This window comes from Phenylobacterium sp. (assembly GCF_031984885.1).
In the GTDB taxonomy this organism is placed as follows: Bacteria; Pseudomonadota; Alphaproteobacteria; order Caulobacterales; family Caulobacteraceae; genus Phenylobacterium.
This window is the reverse complement of sequence record NZ_DAMABV010000012.1, coordinates 49,052-66,410: the sequence shown is the minus strand read 5'-3', so window position 1 is coordinate 66,410 and position 17,359 is coordinate 49,052. Positions and strand designations below refer to the sequence as shown.

20 protein-coding genes and 1 tRNA gene are annotated in these 17,359 nt (G+C 68.9%); 6 read left to right on the top strand and 15 right to left on the bottom strand.

The genetic code is table 11. From position 1 onward, the window contains the following. Window positions 1-81: 81 nt before the first annotated feature. The 3 genes from rpsA to aroA form a co-directional block, all read right to left on the bottom strand. Window positions 82-1,791, bottom strand: coding sequence for a 30S ribosomal protein S1 (gene rpsA / locus RTL41_RS16430; RefSeq protein WP_312166158.1), 1,710 nt, complete (start codon window positions 1,789-1,791; stop codon window positions 82-84). Window positions 1,792-1,984: 193 nt separating this feature from the next. Next, window positions 1,985-2,635 carry a (d)CMP kinase gene (cmk, locus tag RTL41_RS16425; protein ID WP_312166157.1) on the bottom strand — a complete coding sequence of 217 codons (651 nt, stop codon included), beginning with the start codon at window positions 2,633-2,635 and terminating at the stop codon, window positions 1,985-1,987. 223 nt (window positions 2,636-2,858) lie between these two features. After that, window positions 2,859-4,181: a 3-phosphoshikimate 1-carboxyvinyltransferase gene (aroA, locus tag RTL41_RS16420; protein WP_312166156.1), complete on the bottom strand. Its 1,323-nt coding sequence runs from the start codon at window positions 4,179-4,181 to the stop codon at window positions 2,859-2,861. Window positions 4,182-4,389: 208 nt separating this feature from the next. On the opposite strand from aroA, the gene RTL41_RS16415 reads away from it, so the two are divergent. Together RTL41_RS16415 and RTL41_RS16410 are read left to right on the top strand one after the other, a co-directional pair. Further along, complete coding sequence (locus RTL41_RS16415) at window positions 4,390-4,851, top strand: TIGR02300 family protein (protein ID WP_312166155.1); 462 nt, start codon at window positions 4,390-4,392, stop codon at window positions 4,849-4,851. Between the two features lie 118 nt (window positions 4,852-4,969). Further along, a tRNA-Ala gene (locus RTL41_RS16410) sits at window positions 4,970-5,045 on the top strand. Between the two features lie 64 nt (window positions 5,046-5,109). On the opposite strand, the gene RTL41_RS16405 is transcribed toward RTL41_RS16410, so the two are convergent. Then, entirely contained in the window at window positions 5,110-5,511 is a 402-nt protein-coding gene (locus tag RTL41_RS16405; RefSeq protein WP_312166154.1) for an aldehyde-activating protein, read from the bottom strand. Between the two features lie 184 nt (window positions 5,512-5,695). On the opposite strand from RTL41_RS16405, the gene RTL41_RS16400 reads away from it, so the two are divergent. After that, window positions 5,696-6,109 (top strand): Hsp20 family protein, encoded by a 414-nt coding sequence (locus RTL41_RS16400; RefSeq protein ID WP_312166153.1) that lies wholly within the window; start codon window positions 5,696-5,698, stop codon window positions 6,107-6,109. Window positions 6,110-6,153: 44 nt separating this feature from the next. Further along, window positions 6,154-6,408 carry a DUF1150 family protein gene (locus RTL41_RS16395; RefSeq protein WP_183772404.1) on the top strand — a complete coding sequence of 85 codons (255 nt, stop codon included), beginning with the start codon at window positions 6,154-6,156 and terminating at the stop codon, window positions 6,406-6,408. Between the two features lie 52 nt (window positions 6,409-6,460). Here the strand turns inward: RTL41_RS16395 and ptsN are convergent, their stop codons facing one another. The 3 genes from ptsN to RTL41_RS16380 form a co-directional block, all read right to left on the bottom strand. Continuing rightward, window positions 6,461-6,925, bottom strand: a complete 465-nt coding sequence (ptsN, locus tag RTL41_RS16390; RefSeq protein ID WP_312166152.1) for a PTS IIA-like nitrogen regulatory protein PtsN — start codon at window positions 6,923-6,925, stop codon at window positions 6,461-6,463. Window positions 6,926-6,991: 66 nt separating this feature from the next. Continuing rightward, window positions 6,992-7,630 (bottom strand): ribosome hibernation-promoting factor, HPF/YfiA family, encoded by a 639-nt coding sequence (gene hpf, locus RTL41_RS16385; RefSeq protein WP_312166151.1) that lies wholly within the window; start codon window positions 7,628-7,630, stop codon window positions 6,992-6,994. Between the two features lie 31 nt (window positions 7,631-7,661). Next, entirely contained in the window at window positions 7,662-8,276 is a 615-nt protein-coding gene (locus RTL41_RS16380; protein ID WP_312166150.1) for an exopolysaccharide biosynthesis protein, read from the bottom strand. Window positions 8,277-8,570: 294 nt separating this feature from the next. On the opposite strand from RTL41_RS16380, the gene RTL41_RS16375 reads away from it, so the two are divergent. Further along, window positions 8,571-9,614, top strand: a complete 1,044-nt coding sequence (locus RTL41_RS16375) for an aspartate-semialdehyde dehydrogenase (protein WP_312166149.1) — start codon at window positions 8,571-8,573, stop codon at window positions 9,612-9,614. A 208-nt stretch (window positions 9,615-9,822) separates the two neighbouring features. On the opposite strand, the gene RTL41_RS16370 is transcribed toward RTL41_RS16375, so the two are convergent. From RTL41_RS16370 to RTL41_RS16345, 6 genes are all read right to left on the bottom strand, one after another. Further along, window positions 9,823-10,620: a MetQ/NlpA family ABC transporter substrate-binding protein gene (locus RTL41_RS16370; protein ID WP_312166148.1), complete on the bottom strand. Its 798-nt coding sequence runs from the start codon at window positions 10,618-10,620 to the stop codon at window positions 9,823-9,825. A gap of 17 nt (window positions 10,621-10,637) precedes the next feature. Continuing rightward, complete coding sequence (locus RTL41_RS16365; protein ID WP_312166147.1) at window positions 10,638-11,294, bottom strand: methionine ABC transporter permease; 657 nt, start codon at window positions 11,292-11,294, stop codon at window positions 10,638-10,640. Beyond that, window positions 11,295-12,266 carry a methionine ABC transporter ATP-binding protein gene (locus RTL41_RS16360; protein ID WP_312166146.1) on the bottom strand — a complete coding sequence of 324 codons (972 nt, stop codon included), beginning with the start codon at window positions 12,264-12,266 and terminating at the stop codon, window positions 11,295-11,297. Between the two features lie 87 nt (window positions 12,267-12,353). Then, window positions 12,354-12,503 carry a hypothetical protein gene (locus tag RTL41_RS16355; protein WP_312166145.1) on the bottom strand — a complete coding sequence of 50 codons (150 nt, stop codon included), beginning with the start codon at window positions 12,501-12,503 and terminating at the stop codon, window positions 12,354-12,356. A gap of 365 nt (window positions 12,504-12,868) precedes the next feature. After that, window positions 12,869-14,362: an RNA polymerase factor sigma-54 gene (rpoN, locus tag RTL41_RS16350; protein ID WP_312166144.1), complete on the bottom strand. Its 1,494-nt coding sequence runs from the start codon at window positions 14,360-14,362 to the stop codon at window positions 12,869-12,871. A gap of 81 nt (window positions 14,363-14,443) precedes the next feature. Further along, entirely contained in the window at window positions 14,444-15,187 is a 744-nt protein-coding gene (locus RTL41_RS16345) for a glutathione S-transferase family protein (RefSeq protein ID WP_312166143.1), read from the bottom strand. Window positions 15,188-15,289: 102 nt separating this feature from the next. Between RTL41_RS16345 and RTL41_RS16340 the strand changes: the two genes are divergently transcribed. Beyond that, a complete protein-coding gene (locus RTL41_RS16340; RefSeq protein ID WP_312166142.1) occupies window positions 15,290-16,009 on the top strand; it encodes a YafY family protein in 720 nt (239 codons plus the stop codon). Between the two features lie 33 nt (window positions 16,010-16,042). Here RTL41_RS16340 and lptB read toward each other — a convergent pair whose 3' ends face one another. Then, entirely contained in the window at window positions 16,043-16,783 is a 741-nt protein-coding gene (gene lptB / locus RTL41_RS16335) for an LPS export ABC transporter ATP-binding protein (protein ID WP_312166192.1), read from the bottom strand. Window positions 16,784-16,815: 32 nt separating this feature from the next. Beyond that, window positions 16,816-17,358 carry an LptA/OstA family protein gene (locus RTL41_RS16330; protein ID WP_312166141.1) on the bottom strand — a complete coding sequence of 181 codons (543 nt, stop codon included), beginning with the start codon at window positions 17,356-17,358 and terminating at the stop codon, window positions 16,816-16,818. Window position 17,359: the final 1 nt, after the last annotated feature.

Here is a 17,359-nt window from a genome sequence, read left to right as displayed (position 1 = left end):
TACCGGCATGCCCGGAAAAGAAAACGGCGGACCGGTCACCCGATCCGCCGTCAGCTTCAGACCGCTATGCGGCTATGAGGCTTATTCCTTGCCGGCCTTCTCGCGAAGGGCCGCGCCGAGGATGTCGCCCAGCGAAGCGCCGGAGTCCGACGAGCCGAACTGCTCGATGGCTTCCTTTTCTTCCATCATCTCGAGCGCCTTGATCGACAGCGACACGCGGCGGGCGGCCTTGTCGATCTGGGTCACTTGAGCGTCGACGCGGTCACCCACGGCGAAGCGCTCCGGACGTTGGTCGGCGCGGTCGCGCGACAGGTCCGACTTGCGGATGAAGGCGGTCATCGGGGCTTCTTCGTCGCCGAACTTCACTTCGATGCCGCCGGTGGTGATCTCGGTGACGGTCACGGTGACGGTCTGGCCGCGACGGTAGGTGTCGCCTTCCATCGGGTCGCCGGCCAGTTGCTTGATGCCCAGCGAGATGCGTTCCTTCTCGACGTCGACGTCGAGAACGCGCGCCTTGACCACGTCGCCCTTGTTGTACTTGGCGATCGCTTCTTCACCCGACACGGTCCAGTCGAGATCCGACAGGTGCACCATGCCGTCGATGTCGTTGTCGAGGCCGATGAACAGACCAAATTCGGTCGCGTTCTTGACTTCGCCTTCGACGGTCGAGCCGATCGGATGGGCGGCCACGAAGGCGTCCCACGGATTGGCCATGGCCTGCTTCAGGCCCAGCGACACGCGGCGCTTGGACGGATCGACGTCCAGCACGACCACGTCGACTTCCTGCGAGGTCGAGACGATCTTGCCGGGGTGGACGTTCTTCTTGGTCCAGGACATTTCCGAGACGTGCACCAGGCCCTCGACGCCGGCTTCCAGCTCCACGAAGGCGCCGTAGTCGGTGATGTTGGTGATGCGGCCCGTGAACTTGGCGCCGACCGGGTACTTCGCTTCCACGCCGTCCCACGGGTCGGACTGCAGTTGCTTCATGCCCAGGCTGATGCGCTGGGTGTCCGGGTTGATCTTGACGATCTGGACCTTCACGGTGTCGCCGACCGCGAGCACCTGGCTCGGGTGGTTGACGCGCTTCCAGCTCATGTCGGTGACGTGCAGCAGGCCGTCGATGCCGCCCAGGTCCACGAACGCGCCGTAGTCGGTGATGTTCTTGACCACGCCTTCGCGGACTTCGCCCTCTTGGAGCTGGCTGACCAGTTCCGTGCGCTGTTCGGCGCGGGCTTCTTCCAGGATGGCGCGACGCGAGACGACGATGTTGCCGCGCGGACGGTCCATCTTGAGGATGGCGAAGGGCTGTTCCTTGCCCATGAGCGGGCCGACGTCGCGCACCGGGCGGATGTCGACTTGCGAACCGGGCAGGAAGGCCGAGGCGCCGCCGAGGTCGACGGTGAAGCCGCCCTTCACGCGGCCCACGATCGTACCCATGACGGGTTCGTTCTTCTCGTAGACGCCTTCCAGACGGGTCCAGGCTTCTTCGCGGCGGGCCTTGTCGCGGCTGATGACCGCTTCGCCCATGGCGTTTTCGACGCGTTCCAGGAAGACTTCGACGGTGTCGCCGACCTTCAGGGTCGGCTTGCCGCTTTCATCGACGCCGAATTCCTTCACGGACACGCGGCCTTCGGTCTTCAGACCGACGTCGATGATCGCGAAGTCCTTTTCGATGCCGACCACGGCGCCCTTGACGACGGTGCCTTCCATGAAGTCACGGCCGCCCATCGAGGCGTCGAGCAGCGCGGCGAAATCGTCACGCGAGGGGTTCAGGCTAAGATCGTCAGCCATTGATGTTCTTTCGTACTTGAATGACCTCGGCGCCCTTCGGAAAGGGCATGATCCCGGCCGAACGGAGTTCGGACGGAGTCCCGGCGTCAGGTTGAGGGTTGCGACCGATGACGCGGGAGACCCCGCGCCGGTGATTTGCCCGCAGCCGTGCGAGGGAAAGGCGCGGTTGGATTTGCGGGCTGGGCGGCTTCCTCTAGGAAAGCTCCCAGCGCGCGCGCGCCGCCTCGACGATACGGCGGGCCGCATCGGTGGCCTGCTCTATAGTCATTTCACTGGTATCCAGCAAGACGGAGTCGTCGGCCGGGCGCATCGGGCTGTCGGCGCGGCCGCCGTCGCGGGCGTCGCGCTTGCGGATGTCGCCCAGGATGTCCTCGTAGGAAACCGCCTCGCCCTGGGCCTTGAGCTGCTTCCAGCGCCGCTCGGCCCGGATCTCGGGCGCGGCGGTCACATAGAGCTTGGCCGGCGCCTGCGGGGCGATGACCGTGCCGATGTCGCGCCCGTCGATCACCGCGCCGCCGGGCCGCCGGGCGAAGGCCTGCTGCATGTCGCGCAGGGCCTCGCGGACCGGCGGATGCACCGCCACGCGGCTGGCCGCCTCGCCGGCCTCGCGGGTGCGGAAGGCCGGATCGGTCAGCATCTCGGCGGTCAGCTCGCGGGCGACCGCCGCAGCCGCCGCGACGTCGTCGAAGTCGCCGCCATGCCGCGCCAGCAGCACCCCGACCGCCCGGTAGAGCAGGCCGGAATCCAGCATCGGCATGTCATAGGCTTCGGCCAGCCGGCTGGCGATCGTGCCCTTGCCCGACGCGGCGGGCCCGTCCACCGCGATGACGAACGGCGCCCTCATGCCCTGCCCTTCCAAGATGCTCCCCCTCGATGACTCGTCATGGCCGGGCCGCCAGGTCCCGGCCATCCATAGACGCCGAGCTTTGTCGAGAATCTCCGGCGCGTCTGGATCCCCGGCACGCCTACGCGGCCGGGGATGACGATCGGAGAAGACGGAGGCTGGGACGTCGGCGCCATATGCGATCCACCTCCCCCAAAAGGGGAGGATCTGAAAGCGACCGGCTTCACGCGATCTCCGCGCCCATGCCGCGCATCAGCTCCACGAAGCCGGGGAAGCTGGTGGCGATCATGCCGGGCTCGTCCACGGCCACCGGCGCCTCGGAGGCCAGGCCCATGACCAGGTGCGACATGGCGATCCGGTGGTCGCCCCGGGTGGTCACCATCGCGCCGCCGGCCACCGGATGGTTGCCGCGGGCCGAGCCGACCACGATCAGGCCCTCGGGCTCCTCCTCGACCCCGACGCCGCAGGCCGCCAGGCCCGCGGCCATCAGGGCGATGCGGTCGCTCTCCTTGACCCGCATCTCGCCGATGCCGCGCATGGCGGTCGAGCCGTCGGCGAACGCGGCCGCCACGGCCAGGATCGGATACTCGTCGATCATCGAGGGCGCCCGCCCGGGGGGAACCTCGACGCCCTTGAGCGCCGAATGGCGGGCGGTGATGTCGCCGACCTGCTCGCCGCTCTCCTCGCGGACGTTGGAGATCGCCAGGTCGCCGCCCATCTCCTGCAGCGTCGTGAAGAGCCCGGTGCGCAGGTCGTTCAGCAGCACGCCCTCGACCGTCACCTCGGACCCCGGCGTCACCAGCGCCGCCACCAGCGGGAACGCCGCCGAGGACGGATCGCCCGGGACCCGCACCCGGGTCCCGGTCAGCTTCTGGCCGCCGGGAAGGGTGATCCAGCGGCCGTCGGCGCGGTCCTCGACCTCGACCACGGCCCCGAAGGCGCGCAGCATCCGCTCGGTATGGTCGCGGGTCGCCTCGGGCTCGATCACCTGCGCGCCGCCGTCGGCGTGCAGGCCGGCCAGCAGCACCGCCGACTTCACCTGGGCCGACGGCTCGGGCAGGCGATAGGACAGATGCTTCAGCGTCCCGCCCTGCAGGGTCAGCGGCAGCCGCCCGTTCGAGCGGCCCAGGAAGCTCGCGCCCATCTGCCCCAGCGGCCCCAGCACCCGGCGCATCGGCCGGCCGCGCAGGGACTCGTCGCCCGTGAAGGTCGCGGCGAAATCGAAACCCGCCATCGCGCCCATGATCAGGCGCACGCCGGTGCCGGCGTTGCCGCAGTCGATGACGTCGGACGGCTCGCTGAAGCCGCCATGGCCCTCGACGCGCCAGCGGCCCTCGCCCAGCCGCTCGACCTTGGCGCCGAAGCTGCGCATGGCCGCGGCGGTGCGCAGCACGTCGTCCCCTTCGAGAAGCCCTTCGATCTCGGTGGTCCCCTGCGCCAGGGCGCCGAGGATCAATGAGCGGTGGGAGATCGATTTGTCGCCTGGGGCGCGCACGCGGCCCCGCAGCGGGCCGCCGCGTTTCGCGGTCAGTCCTGCTGACGTCATGGGATTGCCAAGCCTCCTTAAGGCCCCAGGCGTGATCGTCGATCAGGCCGGTCCTTTTGCGCAAACTTGATGGCCGCCGAAACCGGCGTCCACTTTCAGCTATCAAGTTTGTCCAGTTTTTCGAAAGGGGTTTGCTTTTGACAGCGCTCTCCGCCCATGGCAAGGGAGCCCGCTTCAATTCCAACCTCGCTCAAAGAGGCTCCGCCCCTTGGCCAATCCCGAACTGGGCGCAAAGCAGATTTGCCCCAACTGTCAGGCGAAATTCTACGACCTGACCCGCCGGCCCGCCGTCTGCCCGAAATGCGGCACGGAATTCGATCCGGACGAAGCGGTCCGCAACCGCCGGGTCCGCGCCCGCACCGCCGTCGTCGATCACGAGGAGGAGGCCGAGGATCAAGTCCGCGCCAAGCCCGTCGACGAGGACGAGGAAGAAGACGAGGTGGTCACCCCGGAACTCGATGAAGTCGCCAACGAGCCGCCGCTCGTCTCGGACGACGACGACGAGGCCCCCGACACCACGCCCGAAGACCAGCTCTCGGAGTTCTCCGAGGACGATATCGAGGACGAAGAAACCGACGACGTTCCGTTCCTCGAGGACGAGGACGAAGACGATTTCGACGACGCCGAAATCGAGGGTCTGCCGGGCGAAGGGGACGACGACGACCGGTAAAAACCCGGGTGCGACAACCCACCCAAAAATTTCTCTCAGGGTGGGTTGATCGCGCGAAACTCTCAGACTAGGTTCCGCGCCTCTTCGGGGGGCGACCTCCTGAGAGACCCGAGACCTCGGGGCTATAGCTCAGTTGGTAGAGCGCTTGAATGGCATTCAAGAGGTCAGCGGTTCGACTCCGCTTAGCTCCACCATGGAGGCCCGCAGGACACCCTGCGGGCCTTCGCCTTATCCGGGGCCTGGCCTCGGCGGCCCGTCTCACCAGCCGTTGCGCCCGTCCACCTTCTCGACCGTGATCGCCGACCAGTCGAGGTCGTCGACCAGCCGCAGGTTCAGCGCGTGGATGCGCGTACTCGGAAACGATCCGGCTTCGAACCCCGGCTTCGGCGTCCCGTCCGTATTGTAGACCGCGGCCCAGTCCGGGGAATCGCCCCAGGTCTGCATCCCGCAGCGGCCGCAGAAGTGATGGCGGTTGTCCGCCTCGCCGGCCGAATAGGCGCGCTCGTCCTCCTGCGAGAGCAGGACCAGTTCGCCCGGCTGGAAATAGGCCCACACCGCGCCCGTGCGCGCGCAGTAGGTGCAGTTGCATTCCGTGGCGGTCGTGGGGGCGGGCGCCTGGATCTTGGTGGCGCCGCAGTGGCAGGACGCGGTCAGGGTCATGGGCTTGGGCTCCGTGAGGGGATGGATCCGTCAGCTAACGCGCCGGGGGCCCAAAACCTGTCAGCAGCCGGCGGCCTCGCCTCGCCGTTGAAATCCCGCCGGGTCGTCGCCACATGAGTTCCAACCGGGGCGCCGCGCCGTCAGGGCGGAGTTCCGGGGAGTCGCTTCAACCGAGGACTCTGGAATGAATCGGTCGCTTGTCTTCGACAGTCCCTTCCTGCTGGGTTTCGATCACACCCGCAGCCTGATCGAGCGCGCGGCCAAGGCCGCCGCCGAAAGCTATCCGCCCTACAACGTGGAAGACCGCGGCGACGGCGCCTTGCGGATCACCCTGGCGGTCGCCGGCTTCACCCCCGAGCAACTGCAGGTGACCATCGAGGACCGCCAGTTGATCGTGGCGGGCAAGCGCGAGGGCGCGTCCGACGAGGCCTATCTGCACCGCGGCATCGCGGCGCGGGGCTTCATCCGGACGTTCGTGCTGGCGGACGGAATGAAGGTGGACGGCGCGACCCTGGCTCATGGGCTGCTGCACATCGACCTGATCCGGCCCGAACCGGAACGCCTCGTCCAGCGGATCCCGATCAAGACGGCCGGCTGAACCGGCGGCCGTTCGACGCGTTGAGTTTTACGGAGGTGGTCATGATGACGCCCAATCTTACGACTGAAGCTTTCGCCGCCCTTGGCGCGCCGGACCTCGTCTATGTCCGTCCGATCAAGGCCGCAGAGATCATGGCGAGCACGCCGGCGGCCCAGATCCAGGGGTTTCAGCTCGATCCCGATCAGATTCTCTATGCGGTCCACCGCGCCGACGGCGAACGCCTGGCGGTGCTGACCGACAAGGACTCGGCCGTCGCTGCGGCGCTGGCCCACGAACTGGCGCCGGTCTCGGTGCACTAATCGAAAAGGTGCGACGCGCGGGCCGGGTTCCTGAACCTGGCCCGCAGCGGCGTCAGGCGGCCGCCGACGGCCTTTCCTGAACAAGCAGCGCGTGTATGGCGTCCGGCGTCCTGGCCTGGCGCAGATGCTCGCGCAGGTCGCCCTGGCGCAGCATGCGCGAAACCCGGGCCAGGGCCCGCAGGTGCTCGGAGCTGGCGTTCGGCGGGGCCAGCAGCGCGAAGATCAAGTCCACCGGCTGCTCGTCGACCGACTCGAAATCGACCGGCTGGTCCAGGCGCACGAACACGCCGCGGATCTGGGTCAGGCCCTCCAGGCGCGCATGCGGCACCGCCACGCCATAGCCGACGCCGGTCGATCCGGCGGTCTCGCGCTCGATCAGGGCGTCCAGCACCGCGCCCGCGTCCAGGCCGAAGTTCCGGGCGGCGATCTCCGCCACCACGGCCAGGGCCTGGCGCTTGCTCGGCGCGCTCGCGCGCGCCGCGATCGCCGCGCGGTCCACTATATCGCCTATTTGCATGATCTCGTGACGCCCAAACTCGAACAAAGCCCGACGCACGCCTTGGCTCGGGGGACGACGGCGCGCCTAGACGCTGGTTCCGTTCAGTCCGTTACCCTCGAGCGATTTCGTACGTTCAGGATCGATCCAGCCGATATTCCCATCCGGCCGGCGGTACACCACGGACAAGCCCCCGTGAGCGGCGTTCCTAAACACGATTGTTTGAGATTCCGTCAAGTCCAACTCCATGACCGCCATGGAAACGGTCATTTCGCGGACAGGCTTTTCGGTTTCGGCGATAACCATTCCCGAAGGCGGCGCATGCCCCGCCTGCGACGTTTCGCCGTCGTCCCAGTCGACATCCTCGTCGCCCTCCGGGGCCCGGATGACGAAGTAGGAGGCCGTCTCCGCCAGCTTGGCGTTCGCCGCGGCGGAGTGGCTCTTCAGCCGGCGCTTGTACCGGCGTATGCGGGTTTCGATTTTGGCGAGGGCCGCATCGAACGCGCCATGCGCATCGCTCCCCAGACCATGGGACTGCAAGGCTTGGCCGGAGGCCAGCTTCACCGCGCAGTCGACTCGGAAGGAATGGCCCTCACGGCTGACCACGACGTCGGCGTCTCCGCCACGTTCGAAGTACTTACCGATGGAACCGGTGATTTCGTCGGTGACCCGCTCGCGCAGGGCCTCCCCGACGGCGACATGCTTGCCAGAGACTAAGACTTGCATGAGCTAACAACGCGCCCGCGCGGCTTAGGTGTCAAGCGCCCCCGAGCCAGTTCACGAGAAGGCGAACGCCGACGATCACGGCGTCGGCGGCGACGTACAGGAGAAAGGCGCTGAACGCGGCCAGGATGTAGCCGGCGATCGCAAAAAGGCCGTCGCGCTGGAACAGCGAAAAGCCCAGGACCCCGATCGTCAGGCCGGGCAGCAGGTTGCCCAGCGGGATGGGCAGGATCAGCACGAAGGCCAGCAGCGTGCAGATCGCCCCGATCAGCCGCTGCCCCCAGGGCGTGAACAGCAGGCCGATCCGCGGCCGCGAGATCTTCTCGAAGCGTTCGACCCATGGCAGCAGCGGGGCGAACACCTTGTTGAGGTCCGTGCCGCTGATCCGGCGGTTGTCGATCGAGCGCGGCAGCCAGGGCCCGTCCACCCCCAGCGCCACCTGCGGGGCCAGCAGCAGCAGCGGCGCGCCCAGGATCGTCGAGGAGCCGGGCGGCAACGGCAGCAGGTTCGGCAGGGCGAAGATGAACAGCAGCGCCCCGAACGCGCGCGTCCCGAAGCGGTCGATGATCTCGCCGAGGCTGACGCTCTCGCGCGCGCTCAGTTCCCGGACGATGGCGGAGATGGAAGTGTGGCCCGTATCGTCGTCCATGCCTCGCCGCAGCGGCCCCTCTAGACTTCCTGGCGCGACCACAACGCCCGAGCCGTGATTTGGATTTGGCCTGCATTTCACCATTTACAAGCAGGCGCTCTTTGCCATATCGGAGCGGCATGCGTCGTTCGACCATTAAAAGCGCGATTAAAACCACCACGCCCGCGGGGCTTGGGGGTTCGCGCGTGCTCGCCGCGTAAGACCCCAAGGACCCCGCCGGCAGGCCGGGGTCGCATTCTCGAAACGCGAAAGACCTCGGCCTTCCGGACCTCACCCACCGGAGACGATAGAGTCATGCTTTCCACCGAAGTCGCCCGCCCCGCCGGCCAGCGCCTGTTCAACGTCGCCATCGTCGGCGCCACCGGCGCCGTCGGCGTCGAGCTCATGGAGTGCCTGGAGCGCCGCAACTTCCCGGTCCGCGCGCTGAAGCTGCTGGCCTCGCCGCGCTCGGCCGGCCGCACCTACGCCTTCCAGGGCCGCCAGGTGGCCGTCGAGGCGCTGAGCGCCGACTCCTTCACCGGCGTCGACATCGCCCTGTTCTCGGCCGGCGCCACGATCAGCCGCGAGTTCGCGCCGATCGCCGCCGCCAAGGGCTGCGTCGTGGTCGACAACTCCTCGGCCTTCCGCATGCAGCCGGAGATCCCGCTGGTGGTGCCCGAGGTCAACGGCGACCTGCTGGCCCAGCAGCCGCGCATCGTCGCCAACCCCAACTGCGTCGCGGCCATCGCGGTCATGGCGCTGCAACCGCTGCACGCCCACAACCCCATCCAGCGGGTGATCGCCTCGACCTACCAGTCGGCCTCGGGCGCCGGCGCCGCGGCCATGGCCGAGCTCGAACAGTCCACCGCCGCCTACCTGGCCGGCGAGGCCTTCGAGCCCAAGGTGCTGCCGCACCCCTACGCCTTCAACCTGTTCAGCCACAACGCCGGCGTCGACGCCGAGACCGGCTATAACGGCGAGGAGCTGAAGGCGATGGAGGAGATCCGCAAGATCATGTCCACGCCGGACATGCGCCTGTCGTTCACCTGCGTGCGCGTGCCGGTGCTGCGCGCCCACTCGATGTCGCTGACCGTCGAGTTCGAACGCCCGGTCAGCCCCGCGCAAGCCGAGGCCTGGCTGGCCCAGGCCCCGGGCGTGAAGCTGGTCAACGACCCGCTACGCAACCACTTCCCGATGCCGAACGAAGCCTCGGGCGGCGACGACGTCCTGGTCGGCCGCATCCGCGCCGACCTGTCGGACCCCACCGGCCGCACGCTCAGCCTGTTCGCGGTCGGCGACCAACTGCTCAAGGGCGCCGCCCTCAACGCCGTCCAGATCGCCGAGGTCGTGGCGCGCTAGGCCCCTCTCCCTGGGAGGCAGGGATGTCGCATATTTTCCTCCCCCGCGCAGCGGGGGAGGGGGACCACGCGCCAGCGTGGTGGAGGGGGCGAGCCCCAGGCTCATCGCCGGCCGCCCCCCCTCCACCGGCTGCGCCGGTACCTCCCCCATGAATGGGGGAGGAAAATTAGCGCGACCGCCCTATGTCTGCTGACTTGGCGGAGAGACTTCAGAACGCCGGCTGCACCGCGCCGGCGTATTTCTGCTCGATGAACGCCCTCACCTCCGGGCTGGTCAGCGCCTTGGCCAGCTTCTGCACCCGCCGATCGTCCCTGTTGTCCTCGCGGGCGACCAGCAGGTTCACATAGGGGCTGTTCGCGTCCTCCAGCAGCAGCGCGTCCTTGGCCGGGTTCAGCCCCGCGTCCAGCACGTAGTTGGTGTTGATCACCGCCAGGTCCAGCTCGCCCAGCACCCGCGGCAGGGTGGCGGCCTCCAGTTCCCTGAACTTCAGCCCCTTGGGATTGGCGACGATGTCGTTCAGGGTCGAGAGTGGGTTGGCCGGGTCCTTCAGCGTGATCAGCCCGCCCTTCTGCAGCAGCAGCAGCGCCCGCCCGCCGTTGCTCGGCTCGTTGGGGATCGCCACGCTGGCGCCCTGCGGCAGGTCGGCGATGGCCTTGATCTTCTTCGAATAGGCCCCGATCGGCTCGATATGCACCCCGACCACCTTCACCAGGCGCGTGCCGCGGGCCTTGTTGAACTCGTCCAGATAGGGCGCGGTCTGGAAATAGTTCACGTCGAGCTGCTTCTGCGCCACCTGCAGGTTGGGCTGCACGTAGTCGTTGAACACCTTCACATCCAGCTTCACCCCCTCCTTGGCCAGGATCGGGCGCACGACCTCCAGGATCTCGGCGTGCGGCACGGGCGTGGCGGCGACGACCAGGGTGTCGGACGGCGCCGCCGGCTTCTGGCCGCAGGCGGCCAGCGCCAGGGCGGCGGCGGCCAGGATCAGGGTGCGCTTGTTCAGCATGGACTTCCTTTCGCGGCTCAGCGGCGGCTGAGCTTGATGACCAGGCGGTCGCCCGCCCATTGCAGCCCCTGCACCAGGGCCAGCAGCAGCAGCACCGTCACGACCATGACGTCGGTCTGGAACCGCTGGTAACCGAAGCGGATGGCGAGGTCGCCGAGGCCGCCGGCGCCCACCACCCCGGCCATGGCCGTATAGGAGACCAGCGCGATGGCGGTGACCGTCGCCCCGGCCACGATGCCCGGCAGCGCCTCGGGCAGCAGCGCCCCGAACACGATCTGGCGCGGGGTCGCGCCCATGGCCTGGGCCGCCTCGATCACGCCCCTGTCGACCTCGCGCAGGGCGGTCTCGACCAGCCGGGCGTAGAACGGCGCGGCCCCGACCACCAGCGGCGGGATCGCCCCGGCCACCCCCAGCGAGGTGCCAACCAGCAGCATGGTCAGCGGGATCATCACGATCAGCAGGATCACGAACGGCACCGAGCGCAGCACGTTGACGGCAAGCGACAGGCCCGCATGCGCCGGCCCGTTCTCCAGCAGCCGGCCCTTGCCGGTCAGGAACAGGATCACCCCCAGCGGCAGGCCCAGCAGCACCGAGAAGCCCAGCGACCCGGCCAGCATGACCAAGGTGTCGAGGCTCGCCTGGCCGATGTCGGCCCAGTTGATGTTGGCGAACATCTAGGCCTCCTCGACCCGCACGCCGGCGGCGCTCAGCCGCGCGCGCGCCGCGGCCACGTCGCCGCCGACCAGCGAGACCAGCAACTGGCCATAGGGCTCGTCGCGGATGCGGTCGATCCGCCCGGCCAGGATCGAATAGTCGACCCCGGTGTCGCGGGCGATGCGGCCCAGGATCGGCTCGAAGGTCGCCTGGCCCCGGAAGGTCAGCCGCAAGGCGCCCGGCGTGGCGGCCGCGCCCAGGCCGGCGGCGTCCGCCACCAGCGCCCGCGTCACCGCATGCTGCGGATGCAGGAACACCTGCGCGACCTCGCCGCTCTCCACCACCGATCCGGCGTCCAGCACCGCGACCCGGTGGCAGACCCGGCGGATCACCTCCATCTCGTGGGTGATCAGCACGATGGTCAGGGACAGCTCGCGGTTCAGCTTCGCCAGCAGGTCGAGGATCTGCTCGGTGGTCTGCGGGTCCAGGGCGCTGGTCGCCTCGTCGCACAGCAGGATCTTCGGGCCGTTGGCCAGGGCCCGGGCGATGCCGACCCGCTGTTTCTGCCCGCCCGAGAGCTGGGCCGGATACTTGTGCGCCTGGTCGGCCAGGCCCACCCGGCCCAGCAGTTGCGCCACCCGCGGGCCGATCTCGCCCCTCGGGACGCCCGCCACCTTCAGCGGATAGGCGACGTTGTCGGCCACGGTCCTGGAGGACAGCAGGTTGAAGTGCTGGAAGATCATCCCGACCCGGCGGCGCAAGGCCCGCAGCGCGGCCGGGTCCAGCGCCCCGACATCCTCGCCGTCGGTGACGACCCGCCCGGCGCCGGGCCGCTCCAGCCCGTTGATCAGGCGGATGAGGGTGGATTTGCCTGCGCCCGACTGGCCGATGACGCCGAACACCTCGCCCGCGCCGATCTCCAGGCTGACGTCGCGCAGCGCCGGCGCCGGGGCGCGCGCATAGGTCTTGCCGACGGATTGAAAGCTGATCACCGCCCATCCCTAGCCCGAGACCGGCCAGGCTCAAGACAGAATTTCTCGGAAAGGGCTTAGCTCAAGGGTCGAACGTGCCCCACGGGCTCAGCCCGTGCCGTTCAGGATCCCGATGAAGGTGGCGACCGAGAACCCGAAGAACAGGCCCGAAAAGGCCAGCAGCAGCACCAGGACCACGGCGTATTCCGCACTGCGCCCGGGAAGCCGCTCACTGCGATTTTCTCTGATGACGTCCATGACCATCCAGCTCCGGCTGATCATGGATGAACGCAGCCGCGCCCCATCGGCTCCGCCCCGCCAAGTGCCGTCCCGGTCTTCGGCTGCGCCGGCGGGATGACATCTGCTTTCCTCGCGCGGCTGCTCTGCACCAAGACCACGAAGGACACGAAGAGCACGAAGGCGCCGTGGGGGTGGCTAGCGCGTTGCGAGGGGTGGAGCGCGCCTTTGGCGCGGTCCCGTGTCATCCCGGAAAGCCCGCAGGGCTTGTCCGGGACCCATTCGCGCCGCGCCTGGCGAACGAGGCGCGGCCTTGCCGCATCCCCCTCCATCCGGTGTTCATCGGTCCCGGTCTTGCTGCGCAAACCAGGATGACAGCCCAGAACCTAGACCGCTTCCTTCAGCATCCGGCGACGCTCCACCGACGAGGGGATGCGCATGGCCTCGCGGTACTTGGCCACCGTCCGCCGGGCGATGTCGACGCCGGTCTCCTTGAGGATCTCGACGATCCGGTCGTCGGAATGCACGTCGCGCTCGCCGCGCTCGGTGTCGATGAGCTGCTTGATCTTGTGGCGCACGCTCTCGGCCGAGTGCGCCTCGCCGCCCGAGCTCGAGGCGATCGAGGAGGTGAAGAAGAACTTCAGCTCGAACATGCCGCGCGGGGTGGCGATGTACTTGTTCGAGGTCACCCGGCTGACCGTGCTCTCGTGCATGCCGATGGCGTCGGCCACGGTCTTCAGGTTCAGCGGCCGCAGGTGCTCGACCCCGAAGGCCAGGAAGCCGTCCTGCTGGCGCACGATCTCGCTGGCCACCTTCAGGATGGTCTTGGCCCGCTGGTCCAGGCTCTTCACCAGCCAGTTGGCGCTGGCCATGCAGTCGGAGACGAAGACCTTCTCCTGGTCGGTCCGCGCCCCGCCGGCCACGCGGGCGTGATAGCGCTGGTCGATCAGCAGCCGCGGCAGGGTGTCGGTGTTCAGCTCCACGTGCCACAGGCCGCCCAGGCCCTCGCGCACGAAGACGTCGGGCGCCACCGGCTGGCTCGGCTCGCCGCCGAACGCCGCCCCGGGCCGCGGGGTCAGGCCGCGCAGCTCGGCGACCATGTCGCGCAGGTCCTCGTCGTCGACGCCGCAGACCTTGCGCAGGGCCGCCATGTCGCGGCGGGCCAGCAGCTCCAGATTGTCCAGCATGGCCATCATGGCCGGGTCGCAGCGGTCGCGTTCCTTGAGCTGCAGCATCAGGCACTCGCGCACGTCGCGGGCGAACACCCCGGTCGGCTCGAAGCCCTGCAGCGTGGTCAGCACCCCCTCGACCGCAGCCGGCTCGCAGCCCAGCCGCTCGGCGGTCTCGACCAGGTCGCAGCGCAGGTAGCCGCCGTCGTCGACCCCGTCGATCAGGATCGCGGCGATGGCGTTCTGCGTCGGCGTCAGCCCGGCCACCGCCAGTTGGTCGTGCAGGTGTTCGGCCAGCGTCTTCTCGCGGGTCAGCCGGCCCTCGAAGTCGTCGGTGTCCTCGAAGCCGCCGCCCTTGCCGGCCTTCGACCAGTCGACCGCCCCGCCGGCGTGCTGCGCCTCGTGGGCGTCGCCGGTGGCGTGCTCGCCGGGCGAGGCCTGGTCGTGGGCGGTGTCCATGTCCGCGGCGGCGGCGTGGTCGGAGACCTGGTCGGCGGAAAAATCGTCGGCGGCCTCGCGCGGCGGCTCCTCGCGCTCGCCCTCCGCGTCGCGCTCGTCGCGCTGCAGCAGCGGGTTACGCTCCAGCTCGCCCTCGACGAAGGCTTCGAGCTCGAGGTTCGACAACTGCAGCAGCTTGATCGCCTGCTGCAACTGGGGCGTGATGACCAGCCCCTGCCCTTGCCTCAGCTCCAAACGCGCGCCGAGCGCCAAATCCGCCTCCTGGCCTGTTTCTTGCTGGCGAGGTTAGCGCGCGCATCGCAACCGAAGTGTTAACCGCACGGCGGCGCTTGTTCACGCCGCCATGGTCTGGGTCTCCGCGGCCAGCGGCGCCCAGTCGAACTCGGGATAGACCCCGGCCATCATCCGGTCGACATAGGCCTTCAGGTTGCAGAAGTTCATCGCCCGCTCGCGGATCGGGGCGTCGAAGAACGGGACCATCAGCCCGGCCAGCACCCCGAAGGCGATGGCGTCCACGCCGGTCGGCCGCGCGCCCATCAGGAACGGCTTGCGGTCCAGCAGGGCCGCCAGCGCCGCCAGCGAGCGCACGCCCAGGCCCAGCATCTCGTCCTCCGTATGCCGCCCGATGCCGACGGCCCGCAGGCTCTCGCCCATCCGGCCCTGGATGTCGCGGCGCATGTCCTCCTGCATGGCCGGCGGCAGGGCGCTGAAGAACCGCGCCGGGCCCTTGGCGTAGTTCTCCGGGATCAGCCAGCGCATGGCGACCAGGGTCCAGCCCAGGTGATTCTCGACCATCCGCTCGATGGCCCAGGCCTGGGCCCGCTCGGCCACGCCGAGGCCTTCGTCGAAGTCGACGCCGTACTTCCGCTCCAGGTGCTGGCGGATGAAGTGGCTGTCGGCGATCAGCTCGCCGTCGTCGTCCAGCCAGGGCAACTGGCCCTTGGGCGACATCTGCGGCGCCGCCGCCTCCTTGACGTAGGGCAGTCCCGCCAGGCGCAGATGGACCTCGGTCTTGGTCACATAGGGGCTCGCCTCGGGCAGACCGAAGTTCGCGCCGGTTCCGTAAAGCGTGATCATGGAGTCTCTCCCTGAAAGAACTCCGTTGGCTTAGAAGCCTGCTGCTGCCACCATGCTGTCAGCATCGCAGGCCGATGCTCCAGCCCCATGAAGCGGATCTCCATGCGACGCGCCGACCGCCTGTTCCAGATCATCCAGATCATGCGCCGGGCGCGCGCGCCGATCACCGCCGACGCCATCGCCGAGGAGCTCGAGACCTCCAAGCGCACGGTCTATCGCGACATCGCCACCCTGATGGGCCAGCGGGTGCCGATCCGCGGCGAGGCCGGCATGGGCTACGTGCTCGACCAGGGCTTCGACCTGCCGCCGCTGATGCTGACCCCCGACGAGATCGAGGCCGCCGTGCTCGGCGCCCAGTGGGTGGCCAGCCGGGGCGACCCGTCCCTGGCCCGCGCCGCCCAGGACCTGATCGCCAAGATCGGCGCCTCGGTGCCCGAACGCCTGCGCCCCTACGTGCTGGAGCCGGCCGGCCGCGCCGTGGCCGGCTGGCGCACCCAGCCTCCCGACCAGCTCGACATGGCGCAGGTCCGCGCCGCCATCCGCGGCGGGCGCAAGATCTCCCTCCGCTACCGCGACGAACAGGACCGCCAGAGCGAGCGCACGGTCTGGCCGGTCACCGTCGGCTACCACGAGACCGTCCGCATGCTGGTGGCCTGGTGCGAGCTGCGCACCGACTTCCGCAACTTCCGCACCGACCGCGTGGTCAGCGCGCAGTTCCTCGAGGACCGCTACCCCGAGCGCCCCTCCCTGCTCCGCGCCCGCTGGCGTGCGGCGCTGGAGGCGGAACGCCGCCGCTACCACGAACAGCACCCGGCCAACTGACCGTCTTTCAGGCTGGGAAAGCCGTCGTCCCGCCTAATCCTGGCCGAAGCGCTCGCCGAGATAGACGCGGCGCACTTCCGGATCGTCGACGATCTGGTCGGGCGTGCCTTCGAACAGCACCTCGCCGGCGTGGATGATCGAGGCGCGGTCGATGATGTCCAGGGTCTCGCGGACATTGTGGTCGGTGATCAGGATGCCGATGCCGCGGCCCTTCAGATAGGTGATCACCTCGCGGATGTCGGCGATGGCCAGCGGGTCGATGCCGGCGAACGGCTCGTCCAGCAGCATGAACGAGGGCTCGCTGGCCAGGGCGCGGGCGATCTCGACCCGCCGCCGCTCGCCGCCCGACAGCGAGATGGCCGGCGAGTTGCGCAGGTGCTCGATGCGCAGCTCCTGCAGCAGCTCGGTCACCGTCTGCCGGGCCCGCGCCTGGCTGCGCTCGCGCAGCTCGACCACGGCCATCACGTTCTCTTCCACAGTCATGGCGCGGAAGATCGAGGTTTCCTGCGGCAGGTAGCCGACGCCCATGCGCGCGCGCTGGTACATCGGCTGGCGGGTGATGTTCTCGCCGTCCAGATAGATCGAGCCGTAGTCGGCCGGGATCAGGCCGGTGATCATGTAGAAGCAGGTGGTCTTGCCCGCGCCGTTGGGGCCCAGCAGGCCCGCGACCTCGCCCCGCGCCAGGCGCAGCGAGACGCCCTTCACCACCGGGCGCTTGCGGAAGGACTTGCCGATGTTGTCGACAACGAGGCCTTCGCCGGCCAGCCCCGGCAGCGATTGATCGGCGTCCGCCTTCAAGGGAGCTCCTAGCGCCGCGCGGCGGGCTGGCCCGCCTGCTGGTTCGGATAGATCACCGCGCGCGGACGGGCCTTGCCCGGGCCCTTGGCGCCCGATTCCATCTGCGCGTCGCCGGTCGCGACATTGACCACCAGGCGGTCGCCGCGGATCACGTTCTGGCCGGAGACCGCCACCACGTCGCCGGTGATGACGATGCGCTCGCCGGCGACGTCATAGTTGGCGTTGTCGCCGCGGACCTTCTGCTGCGGGGTCACGTAATAGACGTTGCCGATCGCCTCCATGCGGTCGAGCGTGCCGCAGGCGCCCGTCGCCACGCCCGGCCGGCCCGTCGCCTTCTTGGAGAAGGTCTTGATCACGTCGGCCCGCAGCCGCGTGCGGTCCTGCAGCGCCTCGGCCGATCCGCTCCAGATCGACATGCACTGGTTGTTCACGACCTCCAGCGCGTCGGCGGTGATGTCCACCGGCGCGTCCGAGCTCTGGCTGAGCTGCGCGGCCGCAGGGCCGGCGACCAGCGCCATCGCGACGGCCGCCAGGCCCGCCAGCTTCGTCATT